The following is a 16700-nucleotide window of genomic DNA, read 5'->3' as shown; positions in this document are numbered from 1 at the left end:
GGTCTCGGGCAGGTCAGGCACGACAGGCCGGGTACGGTATGCCCGGACAGCACACCGCCCGACCCCGCACGGGTGACGGTCGGGACCGACGGAGAGGGCTGGTAGGTAACCATGGAAGAGCCGCGTCGCCTCGGCGGCCGGTACGAGCTGGGCCAGGTGCTCGGCCGTGGTGGCATGGCGGAGGTCTATCTCGCCCATGACACCCGGCTCGGTCGCACCGTGGCGGTGAAGACGCTACGCGCCGACCTCGCGCGCGACCCGTCGTTCCAGGCCCGGTTCCGCCGGGAGGCCCAGTCGGCCGCCTCGCTCAACCATCCCGCGATCGTCGCCGTGTACGACACCGGTGAGGACTACATCGACGGGACCTCCATCCCGTACATCGTGATGGAGTACGTCGACGGATCCACGCTGCGTGAGCTGCTGCACTCCGGGCGCAAGCTGCTGCCCGAGCGTGCCATGGAGATGACCATCGGCATCCTCCAGGCACTCGAGTACTCGCACCGCGCGGGCATCGTCCACCGTGACATCAAGCCGGCCAACGTCATGCTGACGCGGACCGGCCAGGTCAAGGTGATGGACTTCGGCATCGCCCGCGCCATGGGCGACTCCGGCATGACGATGACGCAGACGTCGGCCGTGATCGGCACCGCCCAGTACCTCTCCCCGGAGCAGGCCAAGGGCGAGCAGGTCGACGCGCGGTCCGACCTCTATTCGACGGGCTGTCTCCTCTATGAGCTGCTGACCGTGCGGCCGCCCTTCGTGGGCGACTCCCCGGTCGCGGTCGCGTACCAGCACGTGCGCGAGGAGCCGCAGCCGCCGAGCGTCTTCGACTCCGAGATCACCCCCGAGATGGACGCGATCGTCCTCAAGGCCCTCACCAAGGACCCGGACTACCGCTACCAGTCCGCGGACGAGATGCGGGCCGACATAGAAGCGTGCCTCGACGGGCAGCCGGTCGCCGCGACCGCGGCGATGGGCGCCGTCGGCTACGGCGGCCACCCCGACGACCAGCAGACCGCGATGCTGCACCCGCAGAACGGCGGCGGCCAGACGTCGATGCTGCCGCCGGTCAATCCGGACGACGGCGGCTACGGCTACGACGATCGCCCCGACCGGCGCCGCCAGAACCAGGGCAAGAGCCGTACGTCGACGATCCTGCTCGTCCTCGCGGGCGTCCTCGTCCTGGTCGGCGCGATCCTGATCGGCAAGTGGTTCACCGAGGGGAGCGGGAACAACGCTCCGTTCGCGGCGCCCAGGTTCGTCGGCAAGACGGTCCCCGATGCCAGGCTCGCCGCCGACAACACGCACCTCAAGCTGGACGCCACGAAGAAGGAGCCCTGCGACAAGTTCCCCAAGGGTCAGATCTGCTCGCAGAGCCCGGCCGCGGGAACCAAGGTCAACAAGAACGACACCATCACGGTGACGGTGTCGACCGGTGCGCCGAAGGTCGCGGTGCCGAATGTCATCGACGACAACGTCGACGACGCGACGGCGAAGCTCGAGGGCAACGACTACCAGTTCGTCGTCGAGACCAAGGCCAAGGAGTCCAGCGCGACTCCGGGCACGGTCCTCGACCAGGACCCGACCCCCGGCAAGGAAGTACAGAAGGGGAGCACCGTCACCCTGACTGTCGCCAAGCAGAAGAAGCTCTCCACCGTGCCGGACGTCTCCAACAAGACGTGCGACGAGGCGAAGGCGCAGCTGGCCGACAACGATCTGAAGGGCACCTGCACCGAGGAGGAGAACGCTTCGGTCGATCCCGGCAAGGTGTTCTCGCAGAGCCTCGCCGCCAACAGCCAGGCCGAGCCCGGCTCCACGGTCGTCCTGAAGGTCGCCAAGGCTGCCCAGCAGATCACGGTGCCCGGTGACATCGCCGGCAAGAAGCTGAAGGAAGTACAGAAGCAGCTGACGGACCTCGGTCTCGTCCCGGCTCTGGCTCCCAACTCGTCCAACGACCCGAACGCCACGGTCGTGACGAGCCAGCCCGGTCCCAACTCGCCGGTGAACAAGGGCGACACGGTCACCCTGCTCACCGTCCCGCCCGGCCAGAACGGCGGCGGCGGGAACAACGGCGGCGGCGGGATCTTCGGAGGCGTCACCGGCCAGTAGGCCCCCGCCTGTCATGAAAGAACCCCGGCATCGCAGACGCGGTGCCGGGGTTCTTTCGTGCGAGTTCTTCGTGCGAGTTCTTTCGTGCAGGTTCTTTCGTGCGGGTTCTGCGGGTGGTGATTCGGGGAGCTACGTGCAGGCTCTTCGGGTCGCGGTTCGGGGGTGCTTACGTGCGGAGGTTCTTACGTACGTGGGGGCGCTTACGGACGGGGCACTTACGCACGGACGCGCTTAGGTGCGAGGGAGAATACGTGCGGGTCGAGTCGCTTCACCGGTGCTGACGGCGCCGTCAGCGCAGCTCCGCCGGGGGCGTCCGATCGCTGTCGACCTTGTCGATCCGCTCCAGCTCGCCCCACACCACATAGCGGTACATGGACGTGTAGACGGGCGTGCACGTCGTCAGCGTGATGTAGCGCCCGGGCTTCTTCACGCCCGACTCCTTGGGGACCGGGGCGAGAACCTTCACGTTGTACTTCGACGTCTCGGGGAGGATGTCGTACACCTTGTAGACGTACCACTTGTCCTTGGACTCGAAGACGATCGGGTCGCCCTTCTTGATCTTGTCGATGTTGTGGAACTTCGCCCCGTGCCCGTCCCGGTGCGCGGCGAGCGTGAAGTTGCCCTTCGCGGCTGTCGGCAGCGCGGACTTGATCGGGTCGGTGTAGTAGCCGGCGACACCGTCGTTGAGGATCTTGGACGAGGTGCCCTTCTCGACGAGTACCTCACCGTTCTTCATCGACGGCACGTGCAGGAAGCCGATGCCGTTCTTGGTGTCGAGCGCTCCGGGACCATGGTCGGCCCACTGGTCGCGCACCTTGTCGCCCTGCTTGTGCGCGGCGCGGTCCGCGACCACGTTCGTCCACCACAACGAGTAGGCGACGAACAGGCCGAGGACCAGGCCCGCCGTGATGAGGAGTTCACCGAAGAGACTGACGGCGCCGGCGATGCGGCCACGGCCGCGTCGTGGCGCGGGCGGCGCCTCGCCGGCCCGCTCGTCGTGGTCGGTCGTCGCTGCCACTGCTTGTGCCCCGTCCCTGTCCCTGAACCTGTGCCTGTTACTTGCTGCTGCCGGCCCCGCTACTGCACGAGCGCGTCCGGCTTCCCCTTGCTGCGCGGCCGTTCCTCGACCATCTTGCCCCAGACGATCATTCGATACGTACTGGTGAATTCCGGCGTGCACGTGGTCAGCGTGATGTACCGGCCCGGAGCCGTGAACCCGGATCCCTGCGGGACCGGATTGAGGACGGTCGTGTTGCTCGGCGGGGTCTGCGGAAGGATGCTCGTCATCTTGTACACGTAGTACGTGTCCTGCGTCTCGACGACGATCGGATCGCCCGGCTGAAGGCGGTTGATGTAGCGGAACGGCTCCCCGTGGGTGTTGCGGTGCCCCGCGACCGCGAAGTTGCCGGTCTTGGCGTCCGGCATCGCCGTCTCGATGCTGTCCTTGCCGTAGTGGCCGACCATGCCGCGGTCCAGGACCTTCGTCTTGCTGATGCCCTCGGCGATCGGCACGACGACGTCGAGCTTCGGGATGTGCATGATCGCGAAGCCCTGGCCGGGCGCGAACTTGTCCGGCTCGCGCTTCCCGTTCGCCCAGTCGTCCTGAAGGTGATGCGCCGCGCTGCCCGCCTGCTGGTGGGCCCGGATGTTCGACCACCACAGCTGATACGTGACGAAGAGCAGCATCAGCACGCCGATGGTGATGAACGTTTCACCGATCGCCCGGCTGGCGACCTCGCCGGTACTGGGCTTGCTCGCCCTCGCCGCCCTGCGCGCCTCCAGGCGGCTGCGCGGCGGGGAGGCGGGCTCCGGGGTCTGCGCGGCCGCCGCCGAGTGCCTGCCGCCCTGCTTGGCGGCCTTCCTGCGCGCGGCCCGGCCACCGGTCACCACGGGTTCGGCGGCGGAGCGCCCAGGCGCGCCGGAGTCGGACTCGGAGGCGGTGTCGGTGTCGGTGTCGGTGTCTACGTCTGCATACGCGTCTGCGTCTGCGCCGGGTTCGACTATTCGCCGGGTGTCCGCGGTGCGCAGGGCCACCGTCTCGTCGTCCGGGACGGGCCGCGGCGGTCTCGCCTCGTACTCGCGGACGGGCGCCACGTACGCGGGCTGCGGCGCCTGCTGTACCTGCGGCTGTGGTGTGTGCGGGGTCTGCGGGGTCTGCGGGGTCTGCGGGGTCTGCTGTTCGCCGCCGTACCAGTCCTGCGCGTAGCCCTGCGGGTCGTACCACTCCTGCTCCGGCTGAGGCGACGACGGCTGGGGCTGGAGCGGCTGTTGAGCGTGCGGCTGGGGCTGAGGGTACGGCTGGGGCTCCTCGGACGCGTCCGGGGCGCGGAACCAGGGCGAGGGGTGCTGCCCGGGCAGGGGATCGTTCAGCGGGTCGTCAAGACTCTGAACGGCCGCCTCGAACGCACCGGCAGCCTCGTACGGTTCCTGCTCGTACGAGGCTCCCTCGCGCTCGGGGCGCAGGGCGGTCACGCCGAGGCCCTGCCCACGACCGGGGCGAGCCCGGCCGATCGTGCCACCGCGGTCTTGTCGCCGCAGGCGGCCAGCCAGTTGGCCAGCATCAGGTGACCGTGTTCCGTGAGGACGGACTCGGGGTGGAACTGCACGCCCTCGACGGGCAGTTCACGGTGGCGCAGGCCCATGATGATGCCGTCCTCGGTGCGCGCGGTGACCTCGAGCTCGTCGGGGACCGTGTCCGGTTCGGCGGCGAGCGAGTGATAGCGGGTCGCCGTGAACGGGTTGGGCAGCCCCGCGAAGACACCCTTGCCCTCGTGCCGCACCAGGGACGTCTTGCCGTGCAGCAGCTCAGGAGCACGGTCCACGACGCCGCCGTACGCGACCTGCATGGACTGCATGCCGAGGCAGACGCCGAAGACGGGCACGCCGGTCGCCGCGCAGTGGCGCACCATCTCGACGCAGACACCGGCCTGTTCGGGGGTTCCCGGGCCCGGGGACAGCAGTACGCCGTCGAAGCCGTCCTGCGCGTGCCGTGTCTCGACCTCGTCGTTGCGCAGCACTTCGCACTCCGCGCCCAGCTGGTACAGGTACTGGACGAGGTTGAAGACGAAGCTGTCGTAGTTGTCGACCACGAGAATGCGGCTGCTCGCGCCCACTAGTTGTTCACCGTCACATCGTTGAAGGGCAGCAGGGGCTCGGCCCACGGGAAGACGTACTGGAACAGCACGTAGACCACCACGAGGACGAGCAGTAGCGAGATCAGTGCTCTGATCCACGTGTTTCCCGGCAGATGCCGCCAGATCCAGCCGTACATGCCGTCCCTTCCGTCGCCGTACGGCAACAGACTAACGGCGCAGGGCCTCCGGTTTCCCGGCCTCCGCGGGCTGGGTGGCGTCAAGGTGTGCCCAGACGATCAACCGGTGACTGTGACCCCACTCCGGCTCGCACGTCGTCAGCGTCAGATAGCGCCCCGGCTCCTTGTATCCGGACTTGCGCGGCACCGGGTCGATGACGGCGACATCGCTGGGCAGCGTCTTGTAGGGCTTGGTGTCGATGCGGTACGTGAACCAGGTCGTACCGTCAGTGAGGACGACCGCGTCACCGGGACGCAGCTTGGGGAAGTCCTTGAACGGGTCGCCGTAGGTGCGGCGGTGGCCGGCGACGGAGAAGTTCCCCTTCTGCCCGAGCTGCGCCGTGCCCGCGTAGTGGCCGAGGCCCTTCTTGAGGATGTCCACGCCCGTCCCCTGGAGCACCGGTTTGTTCCACGTGAAACCGAGCCGCGGGATGTACATGACGGCGAACGGCTTGCCGTCCTTGTAGGGGGCAGGGGTCTGCGGCTGTTCCTGGTCCTGGTCCTGAGCTGGGCTCTGCTTGTCGCTCTGGCTCTGACTCGGCGACGGGCTCGGGCGGGGCTGTTCGACCGCCACCGATCCCTTGGACCACTGGTTCTGGAGGGTGTCGATCTGGTGGTCCATGGCGCTGTCGGCCTTCACGCCGGTCCAGAACAGTACGTAGGCAACGAACAGGACGATCAGGGCGCCGATCGTGATGCACAGTTCGCTGAACGTCCTGACGACCACTCGGACCGACACAGGCTCCCCCAGGCGGCTACTCCACGGGCTTCGCGTAGTGGAGATCCACTGTGCCCGAGTAACCGGGAAGAGTCACCGCCCCGTCGTCCTCGACTTTCCAGCCGAGCCCGTAGGCGTTGACGTAGAGCATGTAGTTCTGAATCTGGGGCGAGGCGGCGAGGGCCTGCTTCAGCTTCTCCGGGTCCCCGACCGCGGTGATCTTGTACGGGGGCGAGTAGACGCGGCCCTGGAGGATCAGGGTGTTGCCGACGCAGCGCACGGCGCTGGTGGCGATGAGCCGCTGGTCCATGACCTTGATGCCCTGCGCGCCACCGTTCCACAGGGCGTTCACGACGGCCTGGAGGTCCTGCTGGTGGATGACCAGGTCATTCGGCTGGGGTTCGGGGTAGCCGGGGAGCTTGGCGGTGGCGTTCGGCGGGGCGTCCGCGAGCGTGACCGAGACGGCCTGTCCGCGCAGTTTCTTGGTGCCGGACGCCTTCTCCAGGGCGGACAGCTTGGCGTCCTCGGCCTTGGTGCCGGCGCCGCCGTGCTCGGTGAGGGCATCGACGTCATCACGGATCGCGCCGTTGGACTCCTCGAGCTGGCCGTTCTTGTGGCTGCGCTCCTGGATCAGATCGGAGAGCTTCAGCAGCGAGGCGTCCGTGCGGATGTTGGTGCCCTTGGCGGTGTTGAAGCTGGTGAAGAAGATCAGCCCGGCCAGGGCGAACACGGCCACCGTCAGAATCCGCACAGGCCGCAGGCGCGCATGGGGGCGGCCCCCGCCGGGGGGCTCACCCTGGGAGTCGGCAGAATTGCTCAACGTACCCTTATCTCCTTCAGCGCCGCGGAAGCACTACGCTAACGGACGCCCGGGGGAGCGCCCAGATTCCCCTTGTACGCTGCCCGGAGCCAGCCCACGTTCCCTGCGCGGCCACGCAGCGCATCGACAGGAGAGACCCTCGTGCCGAAGTCACGTATCCGCAAGAAGGCCGACTACACGCCGCCGCCGGCGTCGAAGCAGGCGGCGAACATAAAGCTGACCAATCGAGGCTGGGTAGCCCCGGTGATGCTCGCGATGTTCCTGATCGGGCTCGCCTGGATCGTCGTCTTCTACGTGACCAACGGCACCCTGCCGCTGGACGCGCTCGGCAACTGGAACATCGTCGTGGGCTTCGGCTTCATCGCCGCCGGGTTCGGCGTTTCCACGCAGTGGAAGTAGCTCTGCCCCTAGCTATCCACTGAGTTATCCACAGCTGTTTCCACAGTGGGGAAAAGGTCGGAAGATCTGTGGATAACCCGCCGGGTGTTGACGCCGGTGTGACTGACGCATCGCAGCTCGCCCACATGTTCGCCCCTTGTCCTGGCTGGGGAAACCCTGGTCAGCGACGAGGGGCACACCTGTTCCCCACCGAGTGCACAGGATCCGGCACCGTCTGTGGACAACGTGGGCCAGAGGTCGAGCTCAAGTGAGCTGGGACGTCCTCACAAGCACAGTGACGACCACCACGGCGAGGACGAGCGCACAGGTCCCGTACTGCACCAGCGAGCGGCGCTCCCTGGGGGCGTGGACCATCGCGTATCCGACGACCACACCGGCGACGAGACCGCCGACATGGGCCTGCCAGGCGATGTTTCCCCACGTGAACGTGAAGAGCAGGTTCAGCGCGAGCAGGCCGATGACGGGGCGCATGTCGTAGTTGAGTCGCCGTACCAGCACCGCGGTCGCGCCCAGGAGTCCGAAGACGGCCCCGGACGCACCGAGGGACTGTTCGCTCGGCCCCGCGAGCGCGTAGGTCAGCGCACTGCCGGCCAGCCCCGAGACCATGTAGAGCGCGATGTAGCGGGCCCTGCCGAGCGCCGCCTCCAGCGGGCCGCCGAGCCACCAAAGGCCCAGCATGTTGAACGCGATGTGCCACACCTCCTGGTGCGTGAACATCGACGTCACCAGGCGATACCACTCGCCGCCGGCCACGCCCTGGTCCGGGACGTAGGGCGCGGGGGGCCACGCTCCGATCAGAACGAAGTCGGAGAGCAGCCGGTCCCACACATGGACCGCGATGAAGACCGCCACGTTGATCCCGATCAGGATCTTCGTGACCAGGTGCGGATCGGCCGCGATCGTGCCGCCCGTGATCGTCTTCGGCCGGCTGGCCGCCGGACCCTGCCCCGTACCGGAACCGCCCCGCACACAGTCCGGGCACTGGAAGCCGACCGAGGCGCTGACCATGCAGTCCGGACAGATGGGCTTGTCACAGCGGGTGCAGCGGATCCCGGTCTCGCGGTCGGGGTGCCGGTAGCAGCGGGGCGGACCCTGCGCGTCCTGAGGGCCCTGCGGAGTGCCCGGCACCTGATCCATCGGAAATCCCCTCGTACGAAACGCGCGCGATCAACGCATGGCCCCGCCCATCCTTACGGATGAGCGGGGCGAATTGGTTCCCGTCGGCCCGGTTCGCGTCAGCGGTTCGCGTCGGACCGGTTCGCGTCAGCGGGTCTCGACGACGACCGACTCGATGACCACGTCGTTGACCGGACGGTCCGTGCGCGGGTTGGTCTGCGTGGTCGCGATGGTGTCCACGACCTTCTGGCTGGCCTCGTCGACGACCTCGCCGAAAATCGTGTGCTTACGGGTCAGCCAGGCGGTCGGCGACACCGTGATGAAGAACTGGGAGCCGTTGGTACCCGGGCCGGCGTTCGCCATGGCCAGCAGGTACGGCTTGTCGAAGGCCAGGTCGGGGTGGAACTCGTCCCCGAACTGGTAGCCCGGACCACCCGTGCCGTTCCCCAGCGGGTCACCGCCCTGAATCATGAAACCGCTGATCACCCGGTGGAAGACCGTGCCGTCGTAGAGCTTGTCCGTGGACTTCTCACCCGTCTCCGGGTTGGTCCACTCCCGCTCGCCCCGAGCGAGTTCGACGAAGTTCTTGACCGTCTTGGGCGCGTGGTTCGGCAGCAGCCGGATTTCGATGTCGCCTTGGTTGGTCTTCAGGGTGGCGTACAGCTGCTCAGCCACGATCTGCCTTCCGTTGCCTTCTGTGACGGTCCGATCCTCGCACGCCCCCGCAGACCCGTCGCCCGACGGCAGCCGCAGAATTTCCGGCCGAGTCGCCACCGAGGAGGCGCGTCGTACGACGATCCGTGGCATTGTCGTCCGCAAGCCCCTCTTGCACCGTATTGATCAGCTATTGCCTGAAGTACCTCGGTACATCCAAAGGTGGCTTATACCCCGAATGCTCGCCCTCGCATGCCCCAACTGCCGTCCGGCAGGCATGATCCGAAAAAGGGTGGAAAGGTGAAAACCTGTATGCCACCGAGGAGGAGGATCCCGTGACCCGCATCGACAGCGTGCGCGCCGCGACCGGCTCGGCGAAGGACAGCGTGCTGCACGCCGCGGAAGTGGTGGCGCCCTACGCCGAGACGGCCAAGGACCGGGCCGCACTGTATGCGCAAGAAGCGCGCGTGCGGCTTGCGCCCGTGGTGTCGCAGGCTGCGCAACAAACCCGCGACCAGTACGACACGTACCTCGCGCCGCATCTCGAACAGGCCCGCGCCCATGTGCCGCCGAAGGTCGACCAGGCCGCGCAGGAGGCAGCCGTCCGCACCCGGAAGGCCGCCCGCCAGGCCGCCGTCTACGCCAAGCCGCGGATCGAGCAGGCCGTCGCCGCCGCCCAGCCCGTCCGCGAGGAGGCGACCGCCCGCAGTATCGCGGCGCTCGCCGCACTGCGCGGACAGGTGACGCCGAAGGAGATCAAGAAGCTCGCCCGCAAGCACGAACGGCGGGCCCGGGCCGGACGTGTCGCCAAGGGCTTGCTCATCGTCGGCATCCTCGCCGGGGGCGCCTACGCCGCCTGGAAGTGGTGGGACAAGCAGGCCAACCCGGACTGGCTGGTGGAACCGCCGGCCGCGACCGAGGTCCCGGACACCACCCCCCTGTCGTCGGTGGACGGCAACGGCCAGAACGCCCTCGACCCCGAGGTCCAGGCCAAGCAGGCCGAAGCGGAGGCGGACGCCACCGACCGCGACGACCGCGGCTGAGCCTCGAACGCGCAGTAACGCCGTAGGGCGGGAGACCAGTGGCCTCCCGCCCTACGGCGTTCACGTTTCACGTGGAACCTGTGGAGCCTAGGAGATTCGAACTCCTGACATCTGCCTTGCAAAGGCAGCGCTCTACCAACTGAGCTAAGGCCCCGAAAACGACACGTCGAACCGGAAGAAGTGCGATCCGGTGCGCATCGCAGACCAGAGTACCGGGTCACCCCCCGGATCTCGCAAAAGGATTGGGGCTCCCGGTCCACAACCACTCTCCGTAAGATGCCCCACGTGGTTCGCGGCAGCGAACCGCCGTATTGGGGAAGCGATGGGGAGACGCAATGGACGCCGCACAGCAGGAAGCTACCGCAAGAGCCCGGGAGCTCCAGCGAAACTGGTACGGAGAGCCACTGGGGGCGCTCTTCCGTCGCCTCATCGATGATCTGGGCCTCAATCAGGCCAGGCTCGCGGGGGTTCTCGGCCTGTCCGCGCCCATGCTGTCCCAGCTGATGAGCGGTCAGCGCGCGAAGATAGGCAACCCGGCCGTCGTCCAGCGTGTCCAGCTGCTCCAGGATCTGGCAGGTCAGGTCGCCGACGGAAGCGTCAGCGCCGCCGAGGCCACCGAGCGTATGGACGAGATCAAGAAGTCACAGGGGGGCTCGGTGCTCACCAACACCGCGCAGACAACAACCAGTTCGGGCGCGCCCACGGTCAAGCGTGTGGTCCGCGAGATCCAGTCGCTGCTGCGCTCCGTCTCCGCGGCCGGGGACATCATCGATGCGGCGGACACCCTCGCCCCGAGCCACCCGGAACTGGCAGAGTTCCTCCGGGTCTACGGCGCCGGGCGCACTTCCGACGCCGTAACCCACTATCAGGCGCACCAGAGCTGATCCCGGCCGAACGGTAGCGACATCGGGCCGGCCGCGCGTCCCGCGGCCGGTCCTGCGCCGCGGGACATCCGAGAGGCCGGACGCGTCGTGACGGCCGAGGGGGGAGCGACGCACCACGATGGGTGAGGTCTTCGCCGGACGCTACGAACTGGCCGACCCGATCGGTCGCGGGGGAACAGGCGCCGTGTGGCGCGCCTGGGATCACCGGCGCCGCAGGTATGTGGCCGCCAAGGTCCTGCTGCAGAGTGATGCCCACACCCTGCTCCGCTTCGTGCGCGAACAGGCACTGCGGATCGACCACCCCCACGTCCTCGCCCCGGCCAGCTGGGCCGCGGACGACGACAAGGTCCTGTTCACCATGGACCTCGTCGCCGGCGGCTCGCTGGCGCATCTGATCGGTGACTACGGGCCCCTGCCACCGTCCTTCGTGTGCCTCCTGCTGGATCAGCTCCTGGCCGGCCTCACCGCGGTGCACGCCGAGGGGGTCGTGCACCGCGACATCAAGCCCGCCAACATCCTTCTGGAGGCGACCGGCACCGCCCGGCCTCATCTACGCCTCTCCGACTTCGGCATCGCGATGCGCAAGGGCGAGCCCCGGCTCACCGAGACCGACTACGTGGTGGGAACGCCCGGCTACTTCGCCCCCGAACAGGCGATGGGCGGTGAGCCGGACTTCCCGGCAGACCTGTTCGCCGTCGGTCTCGTCGCCCTGTATCTGCTCGAGGGCGCCCGGCCGGACTCCAGGGCACTGATCGAGCACTTCACCGACCACGGCACCCCTGGCGCGCCCCAGGGCATTCCCGGCCCGCTGTGGACCGTCGTGGCCGGTCTCCTGCAGCCTGACCCCGAAGCGCGCTTCCGTACCGCGACAGGGGCGCGCAAGGCCCTCCTGGCGGCCTCCGAACTGCTTCCCGAGCCCGGACCCGACGACGAACTGGTCGAGGTCTTCGACCAACTCGGCTCGCTCCCGCCGGGGTTCGCCCCGAACGGCCCGACCACGACCTCCCGGGCGGTCACCCCTGGCCTCGTACACGACCGGAGGCGGAACCACGGCACGACCGGCCGGTCCACGACCCTGAAGCCCGCGCCCGCGCCAGGGGAGGCCCTGCCGGCGCTCCCCCCGGAGCCCCCCACACCGGCGCCGCCACCGCCCCCGCTGTATGCACCCGCGGTGCCGGACGCCCCACCGGCAGAAGCCTCCGTCCCAGGGCCCACCGCGCCCGCGCCCCCGGGGCCGGCCTCCACCACACCGCAGACCGGCGCGCGCGACAGCGGCATCACGCCCGGGACCACTTCGTCGGGGACCGTCACGCCCGGGACCACCCCGTCCGGTGTCGGCCCGTCCGGCACCAGCATGTCCGAGACCGGCAGTTTCCATCTGCCGCCGCCTCCTCCCGCGCAGCCCCCCGCACGGCCACTCGCGCACACCCCACTCGAGCCGCGGCCGATCACCCCCACCACCACTCCCGACGCTCCCGAGTACACCGCCCATCCACACCCCCACCCCACCGCACCACAAGCACCACCACCAGCACCGCCGACGGGCACGCACCCCCACGAGCCCTCCCCTCACACCCCGGCCACGACCCCCGCCACGCAGCGCTCCTACGCCGCTCCAGCTCCTAGCCCTGCTCCGGCGCCCGCTCAGCCCGCCTCTCTCTCTACGTACACCGCCCAGAGCGTTCAGGTTCCACTCGGCGGCCACCCGAATCCCGGCGGCACGGCCCCGCACCCGACCCCTCATCGCCGGGTGCGGAAACGGCGGCCGGGACCGCCCGCGAAGGTGGCGATCCCGGTGCTGTTCGTTGCCCTGGTCAGTTTCGCGGTGGGCATCTGGGCGCTGACCCAGGCCTGAGACGGCCCCTGAGACAGCCAGCCTGATGCCTGCCTCGCCTACCAACCAGCGGGTGCCCGTCGGCGGGCGACATACGTCCAAAGGCCGAGCCCCAGCACCAGCACGGACCCCGTGCCGATCCCGGCGATCCCGACGACCGTCATGCGGTTCGTCCGACCGGACCCGCCCTGCCCCGCCTGACCACCGCCCAGACCGCCGCCCTGGCCTCCCGCCGAGGGCAACGATGAGCCACCGCCCTGCGCGGACCCGCTCTCAGCGGCGGCCCGGTCCGCGTCCGTGACCTGGAACGCGCCCGGATCCCGCACGTACGCGGGCGCGGACGCCGCGTCCCCGTGGACCGTCAGACGGAGCGTCAGCCCGGACTCCTTGTTCCCGAAAGTCCCCTTCATCTCCGGCGTGAGGGAGACCTTCAGGTAGTACCAGCCGGCGAACCGCACCCCCGCCTCGTCCGCGCGCGACAGATAGCGGTTCTCGTAGGCGACCGGAGGCAGGGAGTCTAGGGCGGCCACGGAGGGCTCCCCTCCGTACGATGCGTCCTTCGAAGTGACTGGCGTCCGCGCAGGGTTGTACAGCGCCACGCTCAGTGCGCTCGGCACGAAGCCCTTACGCTGCGCGTCCCCCGCCGACGTGCCCAGCTCGGCCTCGGTGAAGAGTTGCTGTCCCCAGTCCAGCGGCACCCGGTAGAAGAGCGTCTGCCCCGGGCGGATCCGGTCCTTCCACACGCCTTGCCGCAGGCTCTGCGCGTCGTTGAAGCCCGTGCCGCCTCTGCGTTCGGAAGGGATTCCGGCGGGCGGCCGCGGCGAAGCCGACGACCAGGCCCCGGGCCCGGTGGTGGCGGGCGGCGACTTGAGCGCGGGCTCCGAGGAGACGCTCAACTCAAGGTCCCAGCGCTCCCGCGTGGAATCGGGCGCCGTCTTGCGCGCGACGACCACGTAATACGTGCCCGCGTCCTGGCAGCGTCCGCCGCCCTCCCGTACGACCCGTTCCGCGGTGGCGGCTATCGGCCTCGGGTACTCGGCGGAGCGGAACGCCGCCACCTCGGAGTCACAGCGATTGCCCTGCCGATCCTGCAGGGTCACGGAAATGCTGTCGTTGAACGCCACCTTCACGTCCGCCCCGGCCTTCGGCACCGCCACCGCCGAGACGTACGTATCGGAGGAGCCGTCCAGGTCGACGCGGTAATAGCGCGTTCCGGCCGCTCCGTTCGCGCCCGGCCCACTGCCGAGCCCGGTGCCCTTCACCCCCGCCTCGATGGAGCTCCGATACGTCCCCCCGGCCTTGAGCTCCACCGCATCCGTACTGGTCACCGCACCCTGGACGGTCTTTGCCCCCTGTGCGAAGACGTACGGGGCCGGGTCCTGAGCTGCCGCGATCCCGGACAGCGCCACCACCACGACCGGTACGGCCACCGCACACATCGCCGCCCCGAGAGCCGACAGCGCCGACACCGGCCGTCCACGCCCGCGCCCCACCACACGCCCCACCAGGCGCCGCCCTACGCGCCGACTCATCACGCGCCCCTTCGTCGCCCCCGCCATCGCCTCATCGCCGGACGACCATCCTGCCGCCAGGGCCCCATGCGCCCCACCGGCATTCACCAAAGCAAGCAAACAATTTACTCAAGCGAATGAACGACCCGGGGCGGCCTCACGCCCGGCCCCACCCCGAACAGCACAAAGCCCCGACCGCTCATGCGATCGGGGCCTTGAAGAGACTGTCGTCGATACTCACGAACCCGTGGGTACGGAGTCAGTCGCCTCCGTCCACAGATCCTGCTCGGCGCGATCCGCCTGGATCTGGCGGTACACGAGGAGCCCGCCGATGGCGGCCAGTGCGACCAGGAGAAGCTTCTTCACCGCGCGACCTCGTCTTTCTTTGACGTAGGGGACCTCTGGCGCCCGACTATACACACCGACCGATACCGATCGGTGACCTGCACCCAGGCCCAACTCCCGCACCCCGACGACCAGTCGAACCGGATCACGGAGCTCCGATCACTCTTCGCAGAATGTGACATTCAGCGTGATCAGGGGCCTTAAGTGGCGATTACCCCCATCCGAGTGGTGTTCATCTGAACATCGACGCGCCACGGGCGTCGGTCCCCCACTCCGGAGCCCACATACACATCATGAGGAAAGTACGCAAATCGCCCAACCCGAAAGTGAGGGATCATGGCCACCAACAAGGTCATCAAGCTGTGGACCGTCCTCATCACCGCCTTCTTCGCGGTGCTGACCGCGATGGGTCTCACGTCCCCGGCCGCCGCGGCCACGCCCGTACAGCAGTCGGAGGGCATCCGCAACGCGGCGGTGAGCACCCCCGCCGCTACCGCCGTCCGGGCACCCTGGGCCTTCAAACGATCCCTGCCTCCCACAATGAAGCAGCGCATCCGCGCCGAGGCCCACGGTTCCTCCCCCAGCTGCCGCCACCGCCCGCCGGCCGACACGGAGTCCGGGAGCGAGTTCGAAGAGACCGCGGCAGGAATCAACGCGCTCCACTCGCAGTCGTAGCAACAGCAGTACGTAAAGACGAAGCTCCACCAGCAGTGACAGCAGCGGCGACGAAAGCGGCGACGGCAAGACGGCCGGCCCTGAAGAACCGCGGCAGACCCTCCGCAGCAAAAGCTCCACCGCAAGAACAGCCGGTGAGGAAGAGCGACAGGTACCACCGGCAGGCACGACCGCAGAGAACGTCCGGCAGCACGGTTCCATCGGCCCAAGCCGACAGGCCGCTCAGCAGCCAGTACGAGCACGAGCACGACCATGAGTACGAGCACCACAGACGAACGCACCACCCGCACCACCCGCACCACAGCAGCGCGGCACCGCAGAGCCACGGCGGCGGAACCAGGCAGCGCTTCATCAGCGCAGCCACGCCCCGAACCTGCCGGCCCCACTTCAGATCCAGACGGCACCAACCGCAGGCAAAGCGCCCCACCGCTTGACCGCGACAGCAAGGCAGCAGGCACCAGGCAGCAAGCAGCAAGAAGCCGCTAGACCGCGCTCCCCGCGCCCTCGACCTTTCACGACCCCGGCCACCACAGGCTGAGGGTCTTCTCGGCGTGCGCCCACGGAGGACGGCCCTGCCCCGCCGCCCCGCCCAAAGACGTCAAAACCCCCAATACGCCAAACCCCCCAACCACGATGGGTTGAGGGTTTCTGTCGTGTGGGGCTGACGCGGCTCGCCGTTCGCTGGACTTCTGTGCCGATCGCCGCTGTTCGTGCCTGTTGGTCTCGGGCGTTGATGTCAGAGCGGCGCGAGATCCGCGGCGAACCTCATGACGTACTAGGGGTTGGCGACGACGTACGCCAGGTCAACCACAGCGGCCAGACAGACAACGACGACACCGATCAGGCGATGCCCAGAAGCCCGGTCACGGCTCCGATCGCTTTCCAGCCGAACCGATTCACGCGCTCGGACTGCTCGACCGCGCTCACGTAGTCGCTGTCGTCGTACCGGTCCCGATCGGCCATGACGCCCCCGGCCCGAAGCGTAGAAGGCTCAGCCGGACTGCTTCATCAACCCCTGCTTCATCAACCCACTACTCACCCCAGCTCCCACGCTCCGGCCGGCACTCGCGAACAGCGCACCACGCGCGGCGAGAGGGCTAGGGGTTCCGCTGAGCGAAGGCCCAGGTGAACCACGCCGCGCCGATCACACAGATCACGAACCCCGCGCAGAGGATCCACCGCACAAAGGCCCGATCCGGCTTCCCGCGCTCGAAGGGGTCTTCGTCATCGCTGCTGTCGGACCAACCGTGATCAGGCATGGCACCCCCGTCGGCCCCAAGGT

The 16700-nt window shown here is 68.5% G+C and carries 17 protein-coding genes and 1 tRNA gene; 6 read left to right on the top strand and 12 right to left on the bottom strand.

What is annotated here, in order from left to right:
• Nucleotides 1-111 precede the first annotated feature (111 nt).
• On the top strand, nucleotides 112-2109 hold the full coding sequence (gene pknB, locus LGI35_RS23370; RefSeq protein WP_227296095.1) for a Stk1 family PASTA domain-containing Ser/Thr kinase: 1998 nt from the start codon (nucleotides 112-114) through the stop codon (nucleotides 2107-2109).
• Nucleotides 2110-2398: 289 nt separating this feature from the next.
• Here pknB and LGI35_RS23365 read toward each other — a convergent pair whose 3' ends face one another.
• The 6 genes from LGI35_RS23365 to LGI35_RS23340 are packed head-to-tail and all read right to left on the bottom strand — an operon-like array spanning nucleotide 2399 to nucleotide 6957.
• Complete coding sequence (locus LGI35_RS23365) at nucleotides 2399-3127, bottom strand: class E sortase (RefSeq protein ID WP_227296092.1); 729 nt, start codon at nucleotides 3125-3127, stop codon at nucleotides 2399-2401.
• 59 nt (nucleotides 3128-3186) lie between these two features.
• Nucleotides 3187-4581, bottom strand: coding sequence for a class E sortase (locus tag LGI35_RS23360; protein ID WP_227296090.1), 1395 nt, complete (start codon nucleotides 4579-4581; stop codon nucleotides 3187-3189).
• Nucleotides 4578-5222 carry an aminodeoxychorismate/anthranilate synthase component II gene (locus LGI35_RS23355; protein ID WP_116512057.1) on the bottom strand — a complete coding sequence of 215 codons (645 nt, stop codon included), beginning with the start codon at nucleotides 5220-5222 and terminating at the stop codon, nucleotides 4578-4580. Before LGI35_RS23355 ends, LGI35_RS23360 begins: the two co-directional genes overlap by 4 nt.
• On the bottom strand, nucleotides 5222-5380 hold the full coding sequence (locus LGI35_RS23350; RefSeq protein WP_127827559.1) for a hypothetical protein: 159 nt from the start codon (nucleotides 5378-5380) through the stop codon (nucleotides 5222-5224). Before LGI35_RS23350 ends, LGI35_RS23355 begins: the two co-directional genes overlap by 1 nt.
• 31 nt (nucleotides 5381-5411) lie before the next feature.
• Nucleotides 5412-6158, bottom strand: a complete 747-nt coding sequence (locus LGI35_RS23345; RefSeq protein WP_227296087.1) for a class E sortase — start codon at nucleotides 6156-6158, stop codon at nucleotides 5412-5414.
• A 16-nt stretch (nucleotides 6159-6174) separates the two neighbouring features.
• On the bottom strand, nucleotides 6175-6957 hold the full coding sequence (locus LGI35_RS23340) for a DUF881 domain-containing protein (protein ID WP_376690303.1): 783 nt from the start codon (nucleotides 6955-6957) through the stop codon (nucleotides 6175-6177).
• Between the two features lie 141 nt (nucleotides 6958-7098).
• On the opposite strand from LGI35_RS23340, the gene crgA reads away from it, so the two are divergent.
• Complete coding sequence (crgA, locus tag LGI35_RS23335; RefSeq protein ID WP_116512061.1) at nucleotides 7099-7356, top strand: cell division protein CrgA; 258 nt, start codon at nucleotides 7099-7101, stop codon at nucleotides 7354-7356.
• A 243-nt stretch (nucleotides 7357-7599) separates the two neighbouring features.
• On the opposite strand, the gene LGI35_RS23330 is transcribed toward crgA, so the two are convergent.
• Together LGI35_RS23330 and LGI35_RS23325 are read right to left on the bottom strand one after the other, a co-directional pair.
• Nucleotides 7600-8493, bottom strand: coding sequence for a rhomboid family intramembrane serine protease (locus LGI35_RS23330; RefSeq protein WP_227296085.1), 894 nt, complete (start codon nucleotides 8491-8493; stop codon nucleotides 7600-7602).
• Nucleotides 8494-8619: 126 nt separating this feature from the next.
• A complete protein-coding gene (locus tag LGI35_RS23325) occupies nucleotides 8620-9147 on the bottom strand; it encodes a peptidylprolyl isomerase (protein WP_227296076.1) in 528 nt (175 codons plus the stop codon).
• 314 nt (nucleotides 9148-9461) lie between these two features.
• Here LGI35_RS23325 and LGI35_RS23320 point away from each other — a divergent pair, with 314 nt between their 5' ends.
• Complete coding sequence (locus LGI35_RS23320) at nucleotides 9462-10169, top strand: DUF5324 family protein (protein ID WP_227296074.1); 708 nt, start codon at nucleotides 9462-9464, stop codon at nucleotides 10167-10169.
• An 81-nt stretch (nucleotides 10170-10250) separates the two neighbouring features.
• On the opposite strand, the gene LGI35_RS23315 is transcribed toward LGI35_RS23320, so the two are convergent.
• Nucleotides 10251-10323 (bottom strand) — tRNA-Ala (locus tag LGI35_RS23315).
• A 181-nt stretch (nucleotides 10324-10504) separates the two neighbouring features.
• Here LGI35_RS23315 and LGI35_RS23310 point away from each other — a divergent pair.
• Both LGI35_RS23310 and LGI35_RS23305 read left to right on the top strand, forming a co-directional pair.
• Nucleotides 10505-11053, top strand: coding sequence for a helix-turn-helix domain-containing protein (locus LGI35_RS23310; protein WP_100597242.1), 549 nt, complete (start codon nucleotides 10505-10507; stop codon nucleotides 11051-11053).
• A gap of 118 nt (nucleotides 11054-11171) precedes the next feature.
• Nucleotides 11172-12908: a serine/threonine-protein kinase gene (locus LGI35_RS23305; RefSeq protein ID WP_227296072.1), complete on the top strand. Its 1737-nt coding sequence runs from the start codon at nucleotides 11172-11174 to the stop codon at nucleotides 12906-12908.
• A gap of 38 nt (nucleotides 12909-12946) precedes the next feature.
• Here LGI35_RS23305 and LGI35_RS46145 read toward each other — a convergent pair whose 3' ends face one another.
• Entirely contained in the window at nucleotides 12947-14419 is a 1473-nt protein-coding gene (locus LGI35_RS46145; RefSeq protein WP_264484682.1) for a hypothetical protein, read from the bottom strand.
• Nucleotides 14420-14635: 216 nt separating this feature from the next.
• On the bottom strand, nucleotides 14636-14764 hold the full coding sequence (locus LGI35_RS23295) for a DLW-39 family protein (RefSeq protein WP_003999697.1): 129 nt from the start codon (nucleotides 14762-14764) through the stop codon (nucleotides 14636-14638).
• 315 nt (nucleotides 14765-15079) lie between these two features.
• On the opposite strand from LGI35_RS23295, the gene LGI35_RS23290 reads away from it, so the two are divergent.
• Complete coding sequence (locus LGI35_RS23290) at nucleotides 15080-15418, top strand: DUF6344 domain-containing protein (protein ID WP_227296071.1); 339 nt, start codon at nucleotides 15080-15082, stop codon at nucleotides 15416-15418.
• A gap of 840 nt (nucleotides 15419-16258) precedes the next feature.
• Here the strand turns inward: LGI35_RS23290 and LGI35_RS46140 are convergent.
• Entirely contained in the window at nucleotides 16259-16381 is a 123-nt protein-coding gene (locus LGI35_RS46140) for a hypothetical protein (RefSeq protein WP_264484681.1), read from the bottom strand.
• Nucleotides 16382-16700 lie beyond the last annotated feature (319 nt).

Origin of the sequence: Streptomyces longhuiensis, from assembly GCF_020616555.1 — a bacterium.
In the GTDB taxonomy this organism is placed as follows: Bacteria; Actinomycetota; Actinomycetes; order Streptomycetales; family Streptomycetaceae; genus Streptomyces; species Streptomyces longhuiensis.
Note: the sequence above shows the minus strand (reverse complement) of the source record. Positions and strands in the feature narration are given on the sequence as shown.